Origin of the sequence: Streptomyces silvisoli (genome assembly GCF_029269905.1) — a bacterium.
Lineage (GTDB): Bacteria > Actinomycetota > Actinomycetes > Streptomycetales > Streptomycetaceae > Streptantibioticus_A > Streptantibioticus_A silvisoli_A.
Genome location: NZ_JARJBC010000013.1, coordinates 39,576 through 58,658 on the forward strand (window position 1 = coordinate 39,576; position 19,083 = coordinate 58,658).

Sequence of the window (19,083 nt, forward strand, 5' to 3'; positions counted from 1 at the left end):
CACACCGGACCGAACGCTCAACTACCGGCCTGGACACGGCCAACAGAGCCGATCCACGTCATTGTGTTAGCCGTTGTTATCGACACCTGCAATATCGACTGCTGATACCTCACTGGCTTTGTTTGTGAAGGCGACCTCCCAGCAGTACCGCGCCAGCTGCGGCGCCCGTAGCGAGTGGGCGCGCCGCAGACCCGCGGGGCCAGTCGCTATCTTGGTGGAAGGAGCGCATACTCCCGAATACGGGCTGCGGCTCCCTCCTCTACCTCAGCGAAGGCAAAGACCTCGTCCAGTGAGTTGAACGACCCCAGATTCTGACGGACCGCCACGATCCTTGCAGCCACCCTTAGCTCTATAGAGCAGGCTGCGGCGATGGCGTCGACGGGCGCGCTGTTGAGATCGATGAGGCCGCCATCGTCGTACTCACCCGGCAGGTCCGGACGCCCGATGTGGAGATCCTGAGCGAGAACGGGGTCGCTCTGCGCAAGTGAGCGGGCTTCGCTTCGACGTGCGCGGGCGGCAAGACGTCCTGCGACGACCGGGTCAGCCGCCGCAGGGTGAACTGGCCGCACAGCACCGAGGCCGTAGACCTCACGGCGCAGCGTAGTCAGTTGAAAGCATCCGACCGCCATCAAGGCGATCGCTCCTGCGCCAACGATCAGGCTCAAGGCATGGCTGACCGAGCCGACGGCGTGCCCCTGCCGGTCTTGCGGGGTGACCGACGTGAGGACACCCAGCGTCGCTGCGGCAACAGCATAGATACCGGCTCGAAGTCGGACGTCCCTGCGCTGCAGTCGAGCCGCCGCGTGGGCGAAGGGTATCGCCGTGAACAGGCCGGCTGAGAGAACCACAATCGCGAAGTACCAAGCCCCAGGGTGCTTCTCCTTCTTGCGCTCACGGAGACCTGCCGAGCGGTCAGCCATGGCGGTGTTGGTCATGGCGGAAATCTTCTGCCGCTTTCCGCTGCCGGAGGTGTAACGCATTCCGGTCTCAGGGGTGGAGAAAGTGGTCTGCACAGGCCCGTTGGCCCATTTGGTCACTCGGACACCCTTGATCCCGGCGGAGTAGCTGAGACCCGACTTTGAGGCTGTAACGCGGAACGGGCCTGCTCTGAAGCTCTTACGGTAGGAGAAGCCCACCACTTCCCCCTTCTGGCGGCTCATCGAGGCGACCAGTGTTCCAGAAGCCAGCAATCGACTTCAGGCCGTTGCCGAAGCGTGATTATGCGCCTCCATGGGCAACGCAGACGAGGCGCGGAGAGGAGCCGTTGCTGCCGCTGCCCGTAAGGGTCTTCAGAAACTGGGACAAGAAGCTCCCCTGGCCGTGGTTGCCCTGAGCGTCTGCCAGGTCCTCAGTCAGGACGTTCAGGTCGGCACGATCAGGCGGACCTTTCATCGGCAGCGCAGCGTGCAACTGACCACTGTCGTAATGGAAATGAAAGCAGGACTCTCGTGATCAGCCCTACAAGTACATCAGGGGTGCGGCCAGCGGTAAGGATGACGCGTGCGCCCCCTGCGGCACCCGCAGCACCGACCTGGTCGTCGACCACGCATGGGCACAGTAAGTGATTGTTGTGCGCCAGGTGGCAGCGGGTGGGACGGCTGGACGCCGGGCACGTACGGCCGCGGCGGTCGAGGTGTTCTACCTCGCCAACTACCCGAAGTGGCCGAAGGGCCTCCATCCTCGACAGTCAGGATGCTGACCTACTGCGGGTCAGCGCGTACGCGCTGACCATCTCGCGTCAGCTCAGTCTGTCACCACGGTAGGTAGAGGCACTGACCCGACCCGCTCTCTACAGGAGGAGCTGCCAGAGGAGCCTCAGGAGGCTGAGCTGACCACTACAGACCAGCCACCCAATGCTGTGGCAGGTATGGATGCCCGGCACAGCAGCATCGAGGACCAGGTTGAAGCGATCGGGCAACTTATGGCCGAGCTCGGCTACAAGGCCGTGACCCTGCCCGTAGTCACGGCCTCGGCCTTCGTGGAGCTCGGCACGACGAAGCGCGATACCCGACCAACCTATCTGGCCAGCACCATGGTGCCCGCCCCACCACAAGTCGGCTGATCCGATTTATATTGCGTCGATTACAAAATAGTTCGGCAGCCGATACAATCAGGAATGAGCGCGCGCTCATACAACTCGAACTTCAAGTCGTCCGGCGGCATACACCGGAGGGCATCAGGAGTTGCCATGAGCGAGACAGACGGCACACCCAACATTCCAACCGCGATTCCGCCCGCGTCCGAGACGACGCAGGAGGCCTACTCCTTTACGTGCACGGGCTGTTGGCACGGCTGGGAGCAGTCCTACAGGGTCTGTCGTGACACTAATGACTCGGGAATCATCAGCGTCACCTACTACATTGGCGTTCAACGCGTACTATCGCCGCTGACGCGACTCGTATGTCCCAGGTGCGGTGGCCGTAAGGCACGGATCACGAGCTCTGGACAGGTGTCCCGCGCTTTGGGAACCGCGGAGACAGAGCGGTCATCCGCGTCGGGGCCTCGACGCTCTCCCGTCGCCGGTGACCAGTCCCCCGGGCCTGTGACACGAAAGGGCGAGGCTCAAGGGACCAATCGCGCCGTGCACACCCACAGGGGTAGTAGCCACCACTGGCTGACCGAATTGCTGGGCTTGTTCTGTTTCCGGCGCCGGGTCCGGTCCGACAGCCGCCGCATCCGTGCGCGCCGCGATGGCGAACGCGGTGAGCCGCCGACGGCCGTCTGAGCTGTATCAGGAGGACTTGTGGCTGCAGGCTTCTTTGGTCCTCTGTTGTCGTGAATCGTTGGCGCCTCGTGCACCGGGCAGGTTGTCCACGCCCCCGCACCGTTTCAGCCGGATCTCGCGGACGGCTGCATCGCCGTCGACACGCATCCCACAGAAATCGTTGGTCCCCGAACCGACCACGTCTCAGGAAGCGACGTCATGCCAGGGCCGCAAATCGCCAACGGCGTACTCCGTCGAGGGTGCTGGCCCAGGCCGAGGCTAGCCGCGATCAGGCCGAGTACGCCGACAACGAATCCGGCAAAGCCGAGGGCGTGGAGCCGCTGACCTTCCCATGACGCCTTCTTGAGTTCCTTCAATGCGGGGCCCGACGTGTCGGAGCAGAGGCCGCCGTGGTCAGCTTCAGCGCCGGGCCACATTCTCTGCCTCCGACTGGCCGGGCTGCTGCTCTTCGAACCAGCGGCCCGATCTTGCCGTCGGAATCGATCCGCAGCAAATTGCTGGCCAACTGGGCGACATCAACTAGCAGTTGGCGGAACGCGATACGAAGTCCTCGTTTTGCTCGGGTCGGTCTCGCCAGATGACTTCATGGACGGCGTTATGCCCCCGCCAGTGACGCGACTTGAGCCGCGCGCCCCGTATACCGGCCCGACTGCCGAACGTGTCCGTCATGAACGCCTGTGCATTCGCCCGGGAACTTCCGGGAAACGGAGCCGCTGCCAGTCTTCGGCGGTCACCCCTGCCGGCGGACGTGACGAGCATTGCTCTGCGGTGGCACATCATGCCTGGACGCTTTGGCCCAGGCGACGGCCTCGGCTTCGATGTCCGTGTCGAAGATGTGCCCGGCAGCTCGCAGGCTGGTCAATACCCCCAGTGCTTCCATTGTGTGCCGGTGGGGGTCGCGGATACCGCAGGCGAGGACCATACAGCCACGCAGGCCAAGCGACGTGATCACGTCCCGGAGCGCCAGGAGGCCAGTGGCGTCGACGGCGGTGATCCGCGACAAGTGCAGGATGACGACGGAGGCTTGGGCTCCCTTGACCGGGTTCAGGAGTCGCTCCGCTGAGGCGAAGAGCAACGGTCCGTCGATGACGTAGGTGGCGACGGCTCCATGTGAATCTTGCACTCGACTCTCTGGTACAGAGGTCGATCGCTCGGAACGTACCGTTTGGTGTTCGACTCGGGCGCAGTGGACAACAGCGCGTAGGGCCAGTGCCGTTGCCAATGCGATACCAGCGGCGACTGCGGTGACCAGGTCGAAGGCCAGGGTGACTGCGGCGGTGACCGCCGCGACGGCCGCCTGTCCACGGTCAGCCCGCACGAGCATCCGTAGCGACTCAAGGTCGACCATCCGCACGGCTGTTGCGATCAGTACTCCCGCCAACGCGGACAGGGGCACTTCGGCCACGACTGGTGCGGCGGCGAAGGCGACCAAGGCCAATGTCGTCGAGTGGACGAGTGCGGCAAGGCGAGATGATGCCCCAGACCGTACGTTAACGGCAGTGCGGACGACCGTTCCCGTAGCTGCCAATCCGCCGACGAGCGGGGTGACCAGATTGGCCATTCCTTGCCCGAACAACTCCCGGTCACCGTCGTATGGTTCGCCCTCGCGCATCGAGTCCGCCGCCGCGGCCGTCATCAGCGCCTCCAGTGCCACCAACACAGCGACCGTCGCTGCCGAGGGCAGGAGGTCCGGCACAGCGGAGATAGCAAGGAACTTCCACGACGGGTGCGGGATACCCGCCGGAAGGTGTCCGATACGCGGCAACGACAACCGTGCGAAGTGCGCCACCACAGTGGCGGCAGCCACTCCTACCAACGCGAAGGGAACATCTGGCCGCCATCGCGCCCCGACCAATCGTACGAGGACAACCGCGGAACAGACTGTCACCGCTGCCCAGTTCGGGTGTGTGGCGGATTCAGATAGTGCTCTGGCGGCGGTGCGGGCGATGGTCCCGCCGGAGTGTGTGGCGACGCCCAGCGCTGGAGGGGTCTGCTGAAGGACGATGACGGCAGCGCTGCCGACGGTGAACCCCTTGATGACGGGCGCGGGCACATAGCGCATGTATCCGCTGGCCCGGACGAGAGCGAGGGCCATCAGCAGCAAGCCGGCCAGCAATCCGGCGGTCAACACTCCGGAGGCGCCGAAGTCATGCGCGATGGGTGCGAGGACCACCGTCAACACACCTGTGGGGCCGGAGATCTGAAGCCTGGAGCCACCGAACAACGCCGCCACTGCACCGGCAGTCACGGCGCTGACCAGCCCCGCTTGCGCACCCAAACCAGACGCCGCGCCCAAACCGAGAGCGAGAGGCAGCGCGGTGATGGCAACCGTCACACCGGCCATGATGTCCTTACGCGGACAGCGTCGCATTTCAGTGAAATTACTTCTTCGCGGGAGAACTGCTCGCAGGCGTTTCCGCACTTTCCACCCGAGTCGCGCGGCATCACCATCGATACTCATGGGGTCACGTCCTATTCTTCACGGACCTTGCCGGGGCGGACACCCGGAGATGCCACAGATGACGCTCCATTTCACTCTCGGAGCGCCCGAATTCAAAGCCATTCGGGAATCCGAAGGCGGGGACCGCAACGTCTACCAAATTCCCCACCATGACGGTACGGCCAGGTACGCAGAGGAATGAGTTCGGGAGAGGTCGAGAGTTGATGTCCATGGCGGTGCCGCTCACCCCCAAGAGCGAGCTCCGGCAGCCGACTTGCCCCACAGTGGAGGCCACTACGGAGAACGTGGCGACTACACCTATTGCCCCCATGAAAGTTCAGCAAGGAACTTTGCATACCTGCGACCATTGACCAGGCAGACCATAAGTCAATTAGGGCTATCGACTACCGGATCTCTCGACTGATGTCAATTCACCATGGCACGGGTAACCCCGGTTCCGCAAGAAGTTCGCGATCCTCAGATTGTCTACTCGACCTATCTTGTGTTCACGATTCCGAGGCGTCGCGAAAGACGGCCCCTTCGGCGCCTCGCTTAAACTCAGCGACCGGTCAAACACATTTCGAGGGGCGCTTGCCGCAGCTGCGGTGTCCCGGCTGGCATCCGCGTCCCGCCCGTTCACCGCCAGCGCAAGGCTTTCGCAGCAGATGGGGCGAAGTTGATGGACGGCGTTTCACGGCCGGGACCGCCGCCGCCGGACACCACCACCGAGTCCGACGCAAGGCACACTGCGCAGGACCTCCAACGGCCACCAGCCCTGGCGGGCTAGGGACTCCGGCGAGCAGAGGAAGCGGCGTTGCGGGGACGGGAGTCAGGGATGGAGGGCTTGAAGGCAGCGCAGCAGCGCCGCGTCGGTGTCCACCAAGGCGAATGCGGTCAGGACGGTCAGGACGACGGCCGGCAAGGTGGCGCTGACGCGATTGACCGGTCGGGTGCCCTGCAGGGCCGCCACCCGAGCGGCCACCCGGTGGTGCAAGTAGCCCAGTGCGGTGGCGGGTCCGGATGCGCGGCTCGTGCTCGCCAACGCGGCGCGGGCCAGGGATCGGGCGGCCAGCGTGCGTGAGGCGACGGCGGTGGCGGCCTCCTCGTCCGCCCAACGTTCCAAGGCGAAGGCGAGGTGTTCCCGCACACCGCCCAGCAGCGGGTTAACCGCCGCTGCCGCCTCCGCGAGCGCCTGCAGGCGATGGTGGCCGTGGGCCAGGTGCGCCCGCTCGTGCGCGAGCAGCACCGTCCGCTCGGCCGCTGGCAAGGCACGCAGCATGCCAGTGGAGACGACGATCCTCCGGGGTCTACCCGGCAGAGCGAACGCGGTGGCCTCCTCCGCCTCCACCACGATGAGGTCACCCGCGGCGGGGGAACGACGTACCACCGCCAACGCCCGCACCGACCGCACCCGCCGCACCACAGCGACCACCAACCGCACGAGGACGATCAGGATCAGGACCGCGGCCAGTGCACCGATCCGCCGCGGAACGGGGTCGTCCGCAGCCAAGACCGCGGTGTCCGGGTGGGAGAACGCCAGTACTTCGTCGGTACGGCTCAGACCGCCAACCGCCAGGACGATCAAGCCGGTTGTGGATGCCGCAGCCGCGGTGAGGATGAGCGCGGTCAACGCCCGTGCCGCGGTGGCGGGCGCCAACCCGCGCGTCAGGCGTGGTCCCGCCACAGCCAGCACGACGGAGGCGAGCAGCAGCAAGTAGACGGCGGTATGCATGAGCTCGGTATCCCGCCGCTCACTCACCCGGGCCGAGCAGCTCACGCAAGGCAGCCTGCTCGTCCGGGTCCAAGTTCTCCACGAAGTGGTGCAGCACTTCCGTGCGACTGGGACCACGACTCAACGCCTCGTTCATCTGCTGAGCGGCCGTCTGAGCGGGACCCCGCCGAGGGCAGTAGGCGTGGGCACGACCAACGGGCTCACGATCCAGCAGCCCCTTGACATGAAGCCGCCCCAGCACGGTGAGCACCGTCTTGTACGCCAGCCCCTCGCCCAGCGCCTCCTGCACCTGCCTGGCGGTCATCGGCGCGCCGGACGCCCACAACGCCGCCATCACCTCGGCCTCCAGCGCACCGGCCGGACGCCGCCCCCCCTGAGCAGCTCCCGCGCCCTCCCCGCGTGACGACATGTGCGGTACGCCTCCCTCGAAGATGAGTCCGACAAACTCTCCAGCCGGCCCTGTCCGCATGCGTCACACACGCCCGAGCCCAACCAGTCTCACACACTGTAGGACTCTAAGGGATCCGCATAGTTTCCCGCACCATGCTGTGAACTTCGCGGCACCACCTTCCCTCCACTGGCCATCGACGGGCCGCGAGCTGTACGGTGCCAGCGGGGTCGGCCCATGTTGTAGCCATCCGGCCGACCCCACCACCTCAGTACAGGCCGTGGCCGAAGGCTCAAATGCCCCCGCGAGGGGCAACGCGCCACCCTCGGCCAGCTTGATGTGGGATCGGCGTCACCGACAACGCCGCCTTCCCGTCATCGTTCCCCACGCGCTCACACCCCCAGTGGCTCCAGGGCTCGTGGACCGAACCACGCAGCGAGAGTGGTGAGTACGGAGGCGACCAGCAACACGAGCACGGCCCAGCGCGGTCCAGCAAGGACACCGCTGCCCGAGGCGAGGTGCAGCGCCAGCGTCACCAAGGCGACTCCCAAAGCCGTGCCCAGGCCGCGGGTCATGTTGACCAGTCCGCCGCCAGTGCCTGAGGAGGCGACGGGGATGGCGCCCATGATCAGGGTGTTGTTGGCGGGGGTGAACGTGCCCAACCCCAGCCCCAGCAGGGCAAGTAGCAGCGTCAGCCAGGTGCTGGTGAGCGGAGCGACGAGGAGCACGGCGAGGGTCCCGGTGCACACCACGGCTCCGATCAGACAGCGTCCGCGGTCGGTGATGGATGCAGGCAGGAGTTTGTCGGCGCCGGTCGCGGCGAGAGCGAATCCCGCTGGGAGCGCGGTGAGTACCAGTCCGGCGGTGAGTTCGGAGGATCCCGCGTCGGTCAGCGCCACGGGGACGAGAACCAGCGGCCCGAACAGCACCAGGTAGCCGGTCAGCGCCCCCACCAGCCCCGAGGAGACCGCCCGAATGCGCAGGAGCGCCAGATCGAGCAGAGGTGCCGCGGTCCGGCGCTGTCGTGCGACGAATGCCCAAATCCCCGCCGCGGCAACCGCGAACAGCAGTCCAACACCCCAGCCGGGAACGGGCAGTCCGGATGCCGCCGACACCGCCAGCAGTCCTGTGGTCGTGGCCAGGGACAACAGGGCAAGACCCGGCCAGTCGAATCCCTGGGTGCGATTGCGGCTGTGGGTCCGCGGCAGCAGGTAGTGGCCGCCGATCAGGGCGACGATGCCGATCGGAACGTTGATGCCGAACACCCAGCGCCAGCCGAGCGTTGCCACCAAAGCGCCGCCGACGGTGGGGCCCAGTGCCAGGCCGAGGGCTTGGGCCGCGGCCTGCACTCCGAGTGCCGTGCGCATGCGATCTCGCGGGGCGCTGGTCGCCACCAGGGCGACGCTGTTGGCCTGCATCATCGCCGCGCCGGCGGCCTGGACGACTCGGAAGGCGACGAGTGCGATCAGCGAGGGCGCGAGGCCGCAGGCGGCCGATCCGGCGGTGAAGACCACGAAGCCGTACAGGTAGAACAGCTTGCGGCCGTGCGCGTCTGCCAGTCGTCCGACCGGGACGAGTAGCGCGACGAGTGCGAGCAGGTACGCGAGCGAGACCCACTCGACGGCCGCCAGCGTGGCGTTGAACTCGGTGCGCAGGCTGCGGTAGGTCAGCGTGACGATGCTGGCGTCGAGCTGCCCCATGAAGGCGCCGAAGCAGACGGTGGCCACCGCGAGCCACCAGGCACCGGGGTGATTGCGTATCCGCTCGGGGCGCGGACGTTCTTCGGTCAGAGCCGTCGGCAGCCGACGGCGTCGTGCGGGGTGTGAGGTCATGTGGCTGGTCACGTCGTCCCCCCTTGTCCGAGACGCGGCGTTGCGTACCACCGGGTGGGTGGCCGCCCTCAGTATTACATCGGTTACAGAAATATTCGGCAGCCGATATGTAAAATGCCGGCCACGAGCAAGTCACCGGACGATGTGAGCTAGTCTTACGGCTTGTAAGAATTTCGCTTGGATCGTTCGCCGTGCCCCCATCGAGGAGACCGCACGTGTCCGACGCCCCCTCCCAGCCGTCAACGCCGCCGCGTGTCCGGTCAGGGATCTTGTCCTCATCGCTCGGAGAACGGATCGTGATCTCCGCCAGCGCAGGCACCATGATGGCCGCCATCGCGATCGGGGCGGCGCGACCACTGTTGGGTATGACCCCCTCCCCCATGGCGACCGTGGCCGGGTGCGCCATTGCCGGTCTCGTCACGTTCCTCGCTGCCGAAGGCTGGGCCCGTAGTCGACGTTCAGTACCGCCAGGGCTGCTGGTCAGAGCACGTCGCGCCACTGTCGTCGTCGTATCCGTCGCTGCTGTTGTCGCGGTACTGGGCGGAATCTTGTACGTCGCCACACCCGGGGTCGGCGATGCGGGCAAGCGGGTGCGCGCCCAAGCCGCCGCGCATCATGTGAACGTTCCCCACTCGCCGATCCCGCACAAGATCGCCGCCGCCCTGGTCTCCACCGAGGACTCGCGGTTCTTCACCAACCCCGGAGTCGATCTCCCCAGTGTCGCGCGGGCAACCTACGGCGCTCTGCGTGGGGGTCGAAATCTGGGTGGCTCGACCTTGGAACAGCAGCTCGTCAAGCAGCTGTACACCGCAGGCCATGACGGTCATCTCGACCAGGTTGAGCAGGTCGTCCTGGCCGTGAAGCTGGACCATCACTGGTCCAAGCCGAAGATGCTGCGCATGTACCTGGCGACGGTCTACTTCGGGCACGGGTACTGGGGGTTGGACGCTGCCGCACGCGGCTACTTCCACACCTCACCGGAGCACTTGGACTGGCCCCAGGCCGCGCTGCTCGTCGGACTCGTCCAAGCGCCGAGTGCCGACGACCCGCTTCAGCATCCTCAGCACGCCACCGCCCGCCGCGCCGAGGTACTACATCGACTCGCCGTCACCAAGATCCTCACCTCGGCGCAGGCTCGCCACTACGCGAACTCGCCGCTGGAACTGGCTTCCTGAACAGGTGGCCCCCACAAGGCCCCGCGACGAGAAGGCCGAGGAAGCTGCAGTGCATCGCACAGTCCCGGCGTCCGGCGAACTCTTCCCCACAACCCACACCCGCCATTACGGCCGATGCCATCCACCCCCTTTGAACCGGGAGGATCGTTGATCACACTCACACCCATCGAATGCGCGATTCGCCGCGCACTGTTAACCCGTGCTCAGGACGCCGACCCGGCCGAGCCACTGGACGCGTGCCTGAGCTACAAGGACCTCGGCCTCCTCGTCGACCCTGGTGGCGAGCACAGTGGCATGAGTCGTCCGCCCTTCCGTACGATGTTCCCGGCGCTCGGCCATGTCAGCACGTATGAGGTTGAACACGGTCGCCCCATGCTCTCGGCGCTCGTCGTAGCGGAGCAGTCCGGTACTCCTGGTCCTGGGTTCACCGAACTCGCCCGCAGCATGCAGTTTCAGGTAATTGACGACACGGCCTTCTGGCGATTGGAACTTGGCGAGGTCGTGCAGTTCTGGACGCAACAGGATCCCGTGATGCTCCTCGACTCCGCCATCGACCAGGTGATGGAGGAGATCAGAGCCATCCACAGCATGGTCCGCAGTATGGCCCCGCGCGACGGCCAGGACGTTAGGGGAACGATAACCGGCCGATGAGATTCGGGGGCGTAAATGTTGAGAGCCACGCCAGGTGCACGTGGCGGCTCCCCTGTCAGTTCCTACGTCGAGCGGCTGGTAGACCGGACCCGCATCCGGCCCACCAGCCGCTCGCGTTTGGGTCAGGACAGGGAGGCGATGGCGTCCTGAACCTTGCTGTCGATCTCAGAAGGCAACGGGGCGTAGCTCTGCGAGCTGAGCGTCTTCTGCGCGCTGTCGCTGGCCAGGTAGCTGAGGAAGGCCTTGGTGGCGGCCAGCGTGTCGGGCTTGTTGCCCTTGCTGCAGACGATCTCGTTGGTGACCAGGACGATCGGCCAGGCGCCCTCGGCCTTGGTGGAGTAGTTGAGCTTGAGCGCCAAGTCGCCGTTGGTGCCGACGATCTTGGCGTCCGCGATGGCCTTGGAGGCGTTGTCCGGCGTGATGGCGACCGGGGCGGAGGCGCCGGTGTTCAGCTTGACGGTCGGCACGTTGTTGGCGGTGGCGTAGGACAGCTCGGTGTAGCCGATCGCGCCGGCTGTCTGCTTGACCTGCGAGGTGACACCGGCCGAACCCTGGGCGGACTGGCCACCCTTGGCCTGCCAGGCCTGGCCGCCGGAGTACGGCCAGTCGCTGGGGGCGGCGGCCTTGAGGTACTTGGTGAAGTTGTCGGTGGTGCCGGAGTCCTCGGTGCGGTGGAACGGCTGGATCGAGGTCGACGGCAGGTTGACGCCCGGGTTGAGCTTCTTGATCGCCGGGTCGTCCCACTTGACGATCTGCGAGTTGAAGATCTTCGCCAGCGTCGGAGCGTCCAGCACCAGGTTGTTCACGCCCGGCAGGTTGTAGATGACCGAGATCGGGCCGCCGACCATCGGCAGGTCGATCGCCTGACCGCCCTTGCAGACCGACTTGGACTGGCTGATCTGCTCCGACTTGAGCGGCGAGTCGGAACCGGCGAACGCCGTGCTGCCCTGGAGGAACTCGGTGACACCCGCGCCGGAGCCAGTGCCCTTGTAGTTGATCTGCACCCCGGAGCACGCCTGCATGAAGTTCTTGCTCCACTGGTCCATCGCGTTCTTCTGCGCGGTCGAACCGGAGGCCAGCAGCTGTCCCTTGCCGCCACACTTTATGGAGCCGGTGGCAGCGGCGTTCGACGCCCCGCCCGACGGAGAACTACCGCCGCTGTTGTTGTCCGTGCCGCAGGCGGTCAGGACCAGGGCGCTGGAGACCGCGATAGCGCCGAAGGCCAGGCCGCGAAGTCCGCTCTTGCGAGTGAGCATCACTGTCTCGTGTTCCTTCCGGGTGCCCGCCGCCGTCGGCGAAGCATAGGAGTATGTACATCCAGCCACTCTTGGCTGAAAGCCATCTATGACTTGGCTGAAAATAGAAGGGTCGCGTGACGTCACGGGCTGGGATGGATGAATTCAGCGTGAACCTCGGCCATCAGCATCCGTCCCGCTCTGTGCCATCTCTGACGAGGACCCGGGTACCGGCAGGTGGTGGAGTGGGTTCCGAGGTGCGTCGGCGGTAGGCGGGGCGTCCGGTGAGCAGGCGCTGGACGAGGAAGCCGACCATCAGGGTCAGTCCCCCGGCAACCGCGTCGGCGAGGAAGTGGTTGGCAGTGGCGATGATCACCGTGAACGTCGCCAGTGGGTAGGCGAGCCCCAACACCTTCACCCAGGTCCGGCGCGCCAGGACCGCCAGTGTGACTCCGCTCCACCCGGACCAGATGATGTGGACCGACGGCATGGCGGCGTACTGGTTGGACAGCGAGGCCACATCACCGGAGGCCCAGGAACCCCAGGTGTGGTGTTTGACGACGGTGTCGATGAACCCCTGGTCAGCGAGGAAGCGCGGCGGCGCGAGCGCGTAGAAGGTGAAGCCGACCAGCGCGAGGAGCGTGGCCGCGTACAAGGCGGTACGCGCCGAGCGGTAGAGCGATCCGTGGCGTATGTAGAGCCAGACCAGGACGCCGATGGTGACGATGAAGTGCAGTGTGGCGTAGTAGTAGTTCATCCCCACGATCAGCCATGTGACCTTGTCGGCAGCGTGGTTGACCGCCCGCTCGATGTTCAGGTGCAGTGACTGCTCGGTGTGCCAGATCGCCGTGGCGCGGTGCATGGCGGCCACCCGGTGCGCGGGGACGGCGTTGCGGCTGAGGGTGTACGCCCAGTAGCCGATCGCCGTGAACGCCAACTCCACCCACAGCTTGGGCCGGTGCGACGGGCGCAGCCGAGCGGGCAGCAAGGGGCCGAAACGGAGCGCGGGGGATATACGGGTCAACTCGCGTTCCTGCCTATCTCGTCGTGGTCTGCCATGGCTGTGGCTGTGGGGTCGGAAGTGTCCGTAGGGCCGCGGCGGGTGACTATGAGGTAGGCCGCGGCGGCGGTGAAGACCATGGCGGAGACCCAGTCGTTCAGCCGCAGGCCCAGGAAGTGGTTGGCGTGGTCGATCCGCAGGGCCTCGATCCAGGAGCGGCCCACGGTGTATGCGAGGACGTACCAGGCGAATAGCCTTCCCCGGCGCGGGTGGTAGCGGCGATCGAGCCACAGCAGCAGGAAGACCACACCCAAGTCCCACAGCGACTCGTACAGGAAGGTGGGCTGGTACAGGGCGACGTTCGGGGTGTCGGCCGGCCGGTGGGCCGGATCGATCATCAGTGCCCAGGGCAGGTGGGTGGGGCGGCCGTACAGCTCCTGGTTGAAGTAGTTGCCCCACCGGCCGATCGCCTGCGCCAGAACCAGTCCGGGGGCGACGGTGTCGGCGAAGTCGGCCAGCGCGATCCCGCGGCGTCGACAGCCCAGCCAGGCGCCGAACGCACCCAGCGCGACCGCGCCGGGAATGCCCAGGCCGCCGTCCCATACGTACAGGGCGCGGATGGGCTGCTGTCCTGCCGTGAAGTACAGCTCCGGGTCTGTGATCACGTGGTACAGCCGCCCGCCGAGCAGCCCGAACGGCACCGCCCACACCGCGATGTCGGCGATGTCGTCCGGATTCCCGCCCCAGGCCGCCCAGCGCCGTCGGGCCAGCAGCACCGCCGCGAAGATCCCGGTGATGATGCACAACGCATACGCACGCACGGGGAACGGACCCAGATGCCATACCCCTTGTGACGGGCTCGGCAGATACGCCAGAACCATGACCCTCCGTACCCCCGCGCTCACCGGCACACGATCCGGCGCGCCCCCAAGCTGACCCGCACGACACTACATCGGACACCGAAACTTTCGGACACCGGGCCAATCGCAATGGGCCGTCTAAAATTGGCTCATGTCCTCGCAACCTCCGGTGCCCCCGACCACTCCCGTGGAAGGATCCACGGATGCCCGCCTGCTCACCGAGGCCGTGACCAGGCTGCGCCGCGCGCTACGTGCCTCAATACGGAGCGACTATCCGTGGGAGACGCTGCCCATGGCCCAGGTCGAGTTGATGCAGGTGCTCGCCGAGCACTCCCCTGCCCGGGTCGGGGACCTCGCCGTGTGGCAGCGGCTGGCGACCAGCACCGTCAGCGGACTCATCGGCCAGATGATCAACAGCGGCCTGGTCGCCCGCGCCGTCGACCCCGCCGACCGCCGCGCCTCCGTCGTCACCCTCACCGACGCCGGACACGCCCAGCTCGCAGCATGGGTCGAGGCCCACGAACAGCGCCTCGACCGGGCTCTGACCTCACTCAACGCCCGCGACCGGGCCGCAGTGCGTGCCGCCCTACCCGCACTCCTCCACATCGCCGCACACCTCGAAGGCAGGGACGTGCCCCAACAACGCCGCTGAGATGGCGTGCGCCCCCCACAAGCGATCAATGAGGGCAGCCTCGGTCCGCCACGGCGCCTCCGCCAGCAACACCCGGTCGGCGCGCACCACACAACCGTCGCTGGGGAGGCGATCGCCCACCGCAAGCCCGCCTCCGCCCCCTGCACCAGCCACAGCAAGCGCCACGAGGACAGGACCTGACCGAGAGCCGCGTGCGCGTTGCCGTGGGCGCAAGCTGAGGTGGGGCACCCGTCGGCTTGGCGCAGGGTCGGCTTGACGGAGTTCGCACCTGAAGCACCAGACGAGGACAGCGGAAGCCGAAATCACCGAACCCAGGCCGAACGCAAGCAGGCGTAGCGAACCGGTGACCGCGCCCTCCACAAGCGACGCCACGCCCGCCACAGCGGACCACACGACCGAACAGGCGCACGCCACCATCGCGATCCTGACTCTTTCGCCCCGCCGCCCGCGCACTTCAGCAGCGGACGATGCACCACCGCGCGCTCCGATGTACTGGGCCCAGCACGCCGCCCTTCCCCCCGCTCCTCTGCCCCGGAAGCGGCGCTGCGGAGTCAGTCTCCCATTACGGGCCGAAGGCAAACGCCGCCACTACCACGCTCCGTGAAAACGGCGGCAAGACAACTCCTCCGTATCTGGCCGCCAGTAGCAGAGAGAACTGTCCACCAACAGTCCGGTGCCACGTGATGGGCAAGAGCCTCGCTGCCATCATCCGGTCTACCCATGCGTCTTCCACGGCGGTGCCCACCGAAAGGACACGCACCCACACCGCACGAACAGTTGAGCGGACCCATGGCCTTGCGATCTCGCGGGTAGCCCTTCGTCAGGAAGCCATTTGCGCACTGGAGGGCAGCGTGAGATGTCGTACCGCTGTGATCAGCCTCATCGCCGCCGGTCTGCTCGGCGCCTGCGCCAGTCCCGGACACGCGAGGCCACTGCCGGCGCGGCGATCGAACCGGCCGACACCACAGCCAACCCGGCGCTCGCGCTGGCATCTAGTCTTCGCTGACACGTTCAACACACCGGTATCCAAAGGCGCCTTCTCGGACTGCAAGCACCGCGTCGACACCCCGGCGGCGTACTGCGGCGGCCTGCCGACGGCCATGGCCGCCAAGTGGTGGGCATATCCGGCAGGTTGGCCGGATACCGCTACGCAACGCCACTATGCGGTCGGCGGCTATTACGACCCGGCCACCACGCTGTGGATCTCTGGCGGCCAACTGCACATCCGCATGTGGCGCGGAGCCACCGGTCCGGTTCACTCGGCGACCATCGTGCCGAAAAGGCTTATGGGGCTGCGGTACGGCGCATACGAGGAGAGGTGGAGGGTCTCCCACCTCGCGGCCGGTTACAAGAGCGCGCACCTGCTCTCGCCGACCGACAACAACCGCTGCCCCAACTGTGAAGTCGACTTCCCTGAAGGAGAGTGGACGGGCGGAATCTATGCCTACGCCCACCACATCAACGCCATCGGCGGCGAACAGGACGGCTTCGGCACCCGGGCTACCTGGGGTCAGTGGCACACCTCACGGATCAAGTGGAGCCCCGGCGACCTGCGGTTCTACCTCGACGGCAGATTGATCGGCGAGTCCCGCACCGCGGTTCCCGACACACCCGCGGACTGGGACATCCAAAACGAGTCCGCACTGAACGGCCCGCCCGCCGCCCCCAACTCATGGGCCCAGATGGACATCGCCGACGTGCGTGGTTGGTCCTGGGGCTGAGAAGCCCGGTCGGCTCGCTGCTCTCGCATACGCGGCACCGCCGCACCCAACGACCGCCCACTGTTCAGCGGGATGCCACAAAGGCTCCCGGCTCAGGCGGCGCCGGATTGGCCGCCACTGGTCACCGAGTGGAGGTTGAAGGTGTCCGAAGCATCGGGATCGGTCAGGTCGACCGCAACGCCGTAGTCGGAGTAGTAGGTGGGCACCCGCGTCCTCGGCGGCATAATCCGGTCACGATCAGGCCGTGTGCAGTCGCCCATGGCGTGGTCCGCGCGTCACGGTGTGCGGTGAGGATATCGGGCTCCCGCTGCGCTGGTCATCCCCGGCAGCAGCGCACCCGTAATAGGTGATAGTTGCGGGTGGGGACCGTCCCTGGCACATCGCCGCGTTCAACTCCTCACCTGCGCGGCCAGATTCGGCGCGGGATCCGGTCGGCTGGAGGCGGCGCGTGCTCCGGCTACTTGGGGGCCCGGTGGGCAGGGGTGTCCGGCGTAGTGGGCAATGGCCGGTACCGTTGGCGTCGTCCTGGTGTTATCGGGCGGAGGCGGATGACGGCGTCGAGGCCGCCCCCGGCTGCGGGACGCAGGTCGATCTCTCCGCCGCTGGCGTGGGCCAACTGCTGTGCGATGGCCAGGCCGAGGCCCGTACCGTCTGGGGAGGCGTTCGGGGCGCGCCAGAACCGGTCGAAGGCGCTGGCACGCTCCTCGTCGTTCATCCCTGGCCCCTCGTCGGTCACGTGGATCTCCACGTACGGGGCGCTGTCGGAGCCGCGCTCGACCAGGACGGACTGAGCCAGGGTGACGGTCGTGCCGGGTGGAGCGGCGCGCAGTGCGTTGGCGAGGAGGTTGTCGACGATCTGCTCCAGTGCGCCTGGCACCGCCCAGACCCGACCGACCTGACCCCCGGCGAGGGCGATGGCGATGCCACGTTCGGTGGCGAAGGCCTTCCAGGTGCCCACCCTGTCGTTCAGGATCGCGTCGGGGTCCACGGGCACGGGGGCGGTCTCCGTGCTCTCCGCGCGAGCGAGGGCGAGGAGTCCCTGGATCATGCGGACGAGACGGTCGATCTCGGACAGGGCGCTGCCGAGGTTGTGCTGGGCGTGCGGTTGGAGGTCGGGTTCGAGGTTCTCCAGGCGCAGTCGCAGTGCCGTGAGCGGTGTCTTGAGCTGGTGGGATGCGTCGGCGGCGAAGCGGTGCTGGGCGCGCAGCAGATGTTGCAGACGGGTAGCGGTGCGGGTGAACTCACTTGCCAGGCGGCGTAGTTCAGGTGGGCCGAGGTTGACGGCGGGTGGTTCGGTCAGGGAACCGTCGGCGAGTTGGGTGGTGGCTCGCTCTAGTTCACGTACCGGGCGGGTGATCCAGCGTGCGAGAGCGAGCCCTATCACCGTCATGGCGGCGAGAACGGAGAGCGCGGCGGTGGCCAAGGCCATCCACGCTGCGTGGATGCGGGTGGCTGTGTCGGTGGTGGGGGCGCTCAGTCGCACGGCACCGCCGACCGTCGTCCCGAAGGCCACGGGGGCGGTGGCGTAGTAGACCTCACCGCCCAGGGTGGCGTCGCGTGTGGTGCCGCTGGTGCGCTGGTTGCGGAGGGCGGCGGCGATGTCGGGGGCGTGGGAGAGGTTGCGCTGTGGGTGGACGGCTTGGGGGGCGGAGTCGGCGAGCGTGTTGCCATGCCGGTCGACGATGGTCACGTGGGTGCCGGCGCGGTGGGTGAACTTGGTGAGCAGTGCGGGCAGTTCGCGCGCGTCCGCAGTCTCCACGTCCTCTTCGACGACTTCGGCGAGTACGACGGCGTCCCGTTCCAACGCGGTGGACAGCGTCGAGGTTTGGCTGTCTGCATAGACGATCCCGAACGGGACCTCCAGGGCGAGCAGGACGAGCAGCGTCAGGGTGAGGTAGCTGAGTAGAAGGCGTCGGACCATGAGCCTGATGTCACTGCTGGGTGGCTTGCGAGGTCCCCGTCGGGCGGGACGGGTCAGTGGGCACGGCGAGACGGAACCCGACTCCCCGAACGGTCTCGATCCAGGCCGGTCGGTCCAACTTGCGGCGCAGCGCGGCGATGTGGACGTCCAGGGTCTTGGTGGGGCCGAAGAAGTGCGGGTCCCACACTTTGTCGAGGATGTGCTGGCGTGAGTACACGGCGCCGGGGTCCTCGGCGAGCAGCGCCAGCAGGTCGAACTCCTTCGGCGCGAGGGCGATCTGCTGGCTCCCCGCGTAGACCTGTCTGGTCCGCCGGTTGATCACCACGTCCCCGAGGTGCTGCGATGCCTTGTCGGACGTTGGCTCGTCGTCTTCGCGGTACGGGGCGGTGGCAATGTGGGTGCGACGGGTGACGGCGCGGATCCGGGCGACCAGTTCCCGCAGCCCGAAGGGCTTGGACAGGTAGTCGTCGGCACCGAGTTCGAGTCCCACCACGCGATCGGTCTCGTCGCCGCGCGCGGTGATCATGATGATGGGCACGTCCGATCGGCTGCGTAGCGCTCGGCAGACGTCGATGCCGTCCATGTCGGGGAGCCCGAGATCCAGCAGGACCATGTCGGGACAGGCGACGTCGAGAGCAGCAGCTCCGGTGCCGACCCGGTCCACGGCGAACCCGTAGCGGCCCAGCCCTTCGGCCAGCGGCTCGGCGATGGTGTCGTCGTCCTCGATGAGCAGTACACGCACCTGGGCAGA

At 66.8% G+C, this 19,083-nt stretch carries 16 protein-coding genes; 6 read left to right on the top strand and 10 right to left on the bottom strand.

From position 1 onward, the window contains the following. Positions 1-206 precede the first annotated feature (206 nt). Positions 207-1,160 (bottom strand): DUF4236 domain-containing protein, encoded by a 954-nt coding sequence (locus P3G67_RS20495; protein ID WP_276094742.1) that lies wholly within the window; start codon positions 1,158-1,160, stop codon positions 207-209. A 70-nt stretch (positions 1,161-1,230) separates the two neighbouring features. On the opposite strand from P3G67_RS20495, the gene P3G67_RS20500 reads away from it, so the two are divergent. Continuing rightward, positions 1,231-1,452, top strand: a complete 222-nt coding sequence (locus P3G67_RS20500; protein ID WP_276094743.1) for a hypothetical protein — start codon at positions 1,231-1,233, stop codon at positions 1,450-1,452. A 415-nt stretch (positions 1,453-1,867) separates the two neighbouring features. Next, on the top strand, positions 1,868-2,062 hold the full coding sequence (locus tag P3G67_RS20505; protein ID WP_276094744.1) for a hypothetical protein: 195 nt from the start codon (positions 1,868-1,870) through the stop codon (positions 2,060-2,062). 1,393 nt (positions 2,063-3,455) lie between these two features. On the opposite strand, the gene P3G67_RS20510 is transcribed toward P3G67_RS20505, so the two are convergent. The 4 genes from P3G67_RS20510 to P3G67_RS20525 all read right to left on the bottom strand — a co-directional run bounded on the left by P3G67_RS20510 (position 3,456) and on the right by P3G67_RS20525 (position 9,117). Then, the gene (locus tag P3G67_RS20510) at positions 3,456-5,186 is read right to left on the bottom strand and encodes a SulP family inorganic anion transporter (RefSeq protein WP_313880822.1); all 1,731 of its coding nucleotides are present in this window, start codon (positions 5,184-5,186) and stop codon (positions 3,456-3,458) included. Positions 5,187-5,994: 808 nt separating this feature from the next. After that, the gene (locus P3G67_RS20515) at positions 5,995-6,897 is read right to left on the bottom strand and encodes a M48 family metalloprotease (protein ID WP_276094746.1); all 903 of its coding nucleotides are present in this window, start codon (positions 6,895-6,897) and stop codon (positions 5,995-5,997) included. A 19-nt stretch (positions 6,898-6,916) separates the two neighbouring features. After that, positions 6,917-7,306 (bottom strand): BlaI/MecI/CopY family transcriptional regulator, encoded by a 390-nt coding sequence (locus P3G67_RS20520; RefSeq protein WP_276094747.1) that lies wholly within the window; start codon positions 7,304-7,306, stop codon positions 6,917-6,919. A 371-nt stretch (positions 7,307-7,677) separates the two neighbouring features. After that, the gene (locus P3G67_RS20525) at positions 7,678-9,117 is read right to left on the bottom strand and encodes an MFS transporter (protein ID WP_276094884.1); all 1,440 of its coding nucleotides are present in this window, start codon (positions 9,115-9,117) and stop codon (positions 7,678-7,680) included. A 296-nt stretch (positions 9,118-9,413) separates the two neighbouring features. Between P3G67_RS20525 and P3G67_RS20530 the strand changes: the two genes are divergently transcribed. Both P3G67_RS20530 and P3G67_RS20535 read left to right on the top strand, forming a co-directional pair. After that, positions 9,414-10,292: a biosynthetic peptidoglycan transglycosylase gene (locus P3G67_RS20530; RefSeq protein WP_276094748.1), complete on the top strand. Its 879-nt coding sequence runs from the start codon at positions 9,414-9,416 to the stop codon at positions 10,290-10,292. 147 nt (positions 10,293-10,439) lie between these two features. Then, a complete protein-coding gene (locus tag P3G67_RS20535; protein WP_276094749.1) occupies positions 10,440-10,943 on the top strand; it encodes a hypothetical protein in 504 nt (167 codons plus the stop codon). A 122-nt stretch (positions 10,944-11,065) separates the two neighbouring features. Here the strand turns inward: P3G67_RS20535 and pstS are convergent, their stop codons facing one another. The 3 genes from pstS to lgt all read right to left on the bottom strand — a co-directional run bounded on the left by pstS (position 11,066) and on the right by lgt (position 14,059). Beyond that, the gene (pstS, locus tag P3G67_RS20540) at positions 11,066-12,199 is read right to left on the bottom strand and encodes a phosphate ABC transporter substrate-binding protein PstS (protein WP_276094750.1); all 1,134 of its coding nucleotides are present in this window, start codon (positions 12,197-12,199) and stop codon (positions 11,066-11,068) included. Positions 12,200-12,362: 163 nt separating this feature from the next. Next, complete coding sequence (locus P3G67_RS20545) at positions 12,363-13,202, bottom strand: phosphatase PAP2 family protein (RefSeq protein ID WP_276094751.1); 840 nt, start codon at positions 13,200-13,202, stop codon at positions 12,363-12,365. Beyond that, positions 13,199-14,059, bottom strand: a complete 861-nt coding sequence (gene lgt / locus P3G67_RS20550) for a prolipoprotein diacylglyceryl transferase (RefSeq protein ID WP_276094752.1) — start codon at positions 14,057-14,059, stop codon at positions 13,199-13,201. The genes P3G67_RS20545 and lgt overlap by 4 nt, the downstream gene beginning before the upstream one ends. A 130-nt stretch (positions 14,060-14,189) precedes the next feature. Between lgt and P3G67_RS20555 the strand changes: the two genes are divergently transcribed. Both P3G67_RS20555 and P3G67_RS20560 read left to right on the top strand, forming a co-directional pair. Further along, the gene (locus tag P3G67_RS20555) at positions 14,190-14,690 is read left to right on the top strand and encodes a MarR family winged helix-turn-helix transcriptional regulator (protein ID WP_276094753.1); all 501 of its coding nucleotides are present in this window, start codon (positions 14,190-14,192) and stop codon (positions 14,688-14,690) included. Positions 14,691-15,373: 683 nt separating this feature from the next. Further along, positions 15,374-16,411: a family 16 glycosylhydrolase gene (locus P3G67_RS20560; protein ID WP_276094754.1), complete on the top strand. Its 1,038-nt coding sequence runs from the start codon at positions 15,374-15,376 to the stop codon at positions 16,409-16,411. 457 nt (positions 16,412-16,868) lie between these two features. On the opposite strand, the gene P3G67_RS20565 is transcribed toward P3G67_RS20560, so the two are convergent. Together P3G67_RS20565 and P3G67_RS20570 are read right to left on the bottom strand one after the other, a co-directional pair. Continuing rightward, on the bottom strand, positions 16,869-18,332 hold the full coding sequence (locus tag P3G67_RS20565; protein ID WP_276094755.1) for a sensor histidine kinase: 1,464 nt from the start codon (positions 18,330-18,332) through the stop codon (positions 16,869-16,871). A gap of 10 nt (positions 18,333-18,342) precedes the next feature. Further along, positions 18,343-19,074, bottom strand: a complete 732-nt coding sequence (locus P3G67_RS20570; RefSeq protein WP_276094756.1) for a response regulator transcription factor — start codon at positions 19,072-19,074, stop codon at positions 18,343-18,345. Between the last annotated feature and the right edge of the window lie 9 nt (positions 19,075-19,083).

What these genes read in the sequence shown, in the direction of transcription:
- P3G67_RS20515 (WP_276094746.1), bottom strand. Translation starts at nt 6,897, where the DNA reads ATGCATACCGCCGTCTACTTGCTGCTGCTCGCCTCCGTCGTGCTGGCT.
- P3G67_RS20565 (WP_276094755.1), bottom strand. Translation starts at nt 18,332, where the DNA reads ATGGTCCGACGCCTTCTACTCAGCTACCTCACCCTGACGCTGCTCGTC.
- pstS (WP_276094750.1), bottom strand. Translation starts at nt 12,199, where the DNA reads ATGCTCACTCGCAAGAGCGGACTTCGCGGCCTGGCCTTCGGCGCTATC.
- P3G67_RS20495 (WP_276094742.1), bottom strand. Translation starts at nt 1,160, where the DNA reads ATGAGCCGCCAGAAGGGGGAAGTGGTGGGCTTCTCCTACCGTAAGAGC.
- P3G67_RS20505 (WP_276094744.1), top strand. Translation starts at nt 1,868, where the DNA reads ATGGATGCCCGGCACAGCAGCATCGAGGACCAGGTTGAAGCGATCGGG.
- P3G67_RS20500 (WP_276094743.1), top strand. Translation starts at nt 1,231, where the DNA reads ATGGGCAACGCAGACGAGGCGCGGAGAGGAGCCGTTGCTGCCGCTGCC.
- P3G67_RS20520 (WP_276094747.1), bottom strand. Translation starts at nt 7,306, where the DNA reads ATGTCGTCACGCGGGGAGGGCGCGGGAGCTGCTCAGGGGGGGCGGCGT.
- P3G67_RS20555 (WP_276094753.1), top strand. Translation starts at nt 14,190, where the DNA reads ATGTCCTCGCAACCTCCGGTGCCCCCGACCACTCCCGTGGAAGGATCC.
- lgt (WP_276094752.1), bottom strand. Translation starts at nt 14,059, where the DNA reads ATGGTTCTGGCGTATCTGCCGAGCCCGTCACAAGGGGTATGGCATCTG.
- P3G67_RS20510 (WP_313880822.1), bottom strand. Translation starts at nt 5,186, where the DNA reads ATGAGTATCGATGGTGATGCCGCGCGACTCGGGTGGAAAGTGCGGAAA.
- P3G67_RS20560 (WP_276094754.1), top strand. Translation starts at nt 15,374, where the DNA reads ATGGGCAAGAGCCTCGCTGCCATCATCCGGTCTACCCATGCGTCTTCC.
- P3G67_RS20525 (WP_276094884.1), bottom strand. Translation starts at nt 9,117, where the DNA reads ATGACCTCACACCCCGCACGACGCCGTCGGCTGCCGACGGCTCTGACC.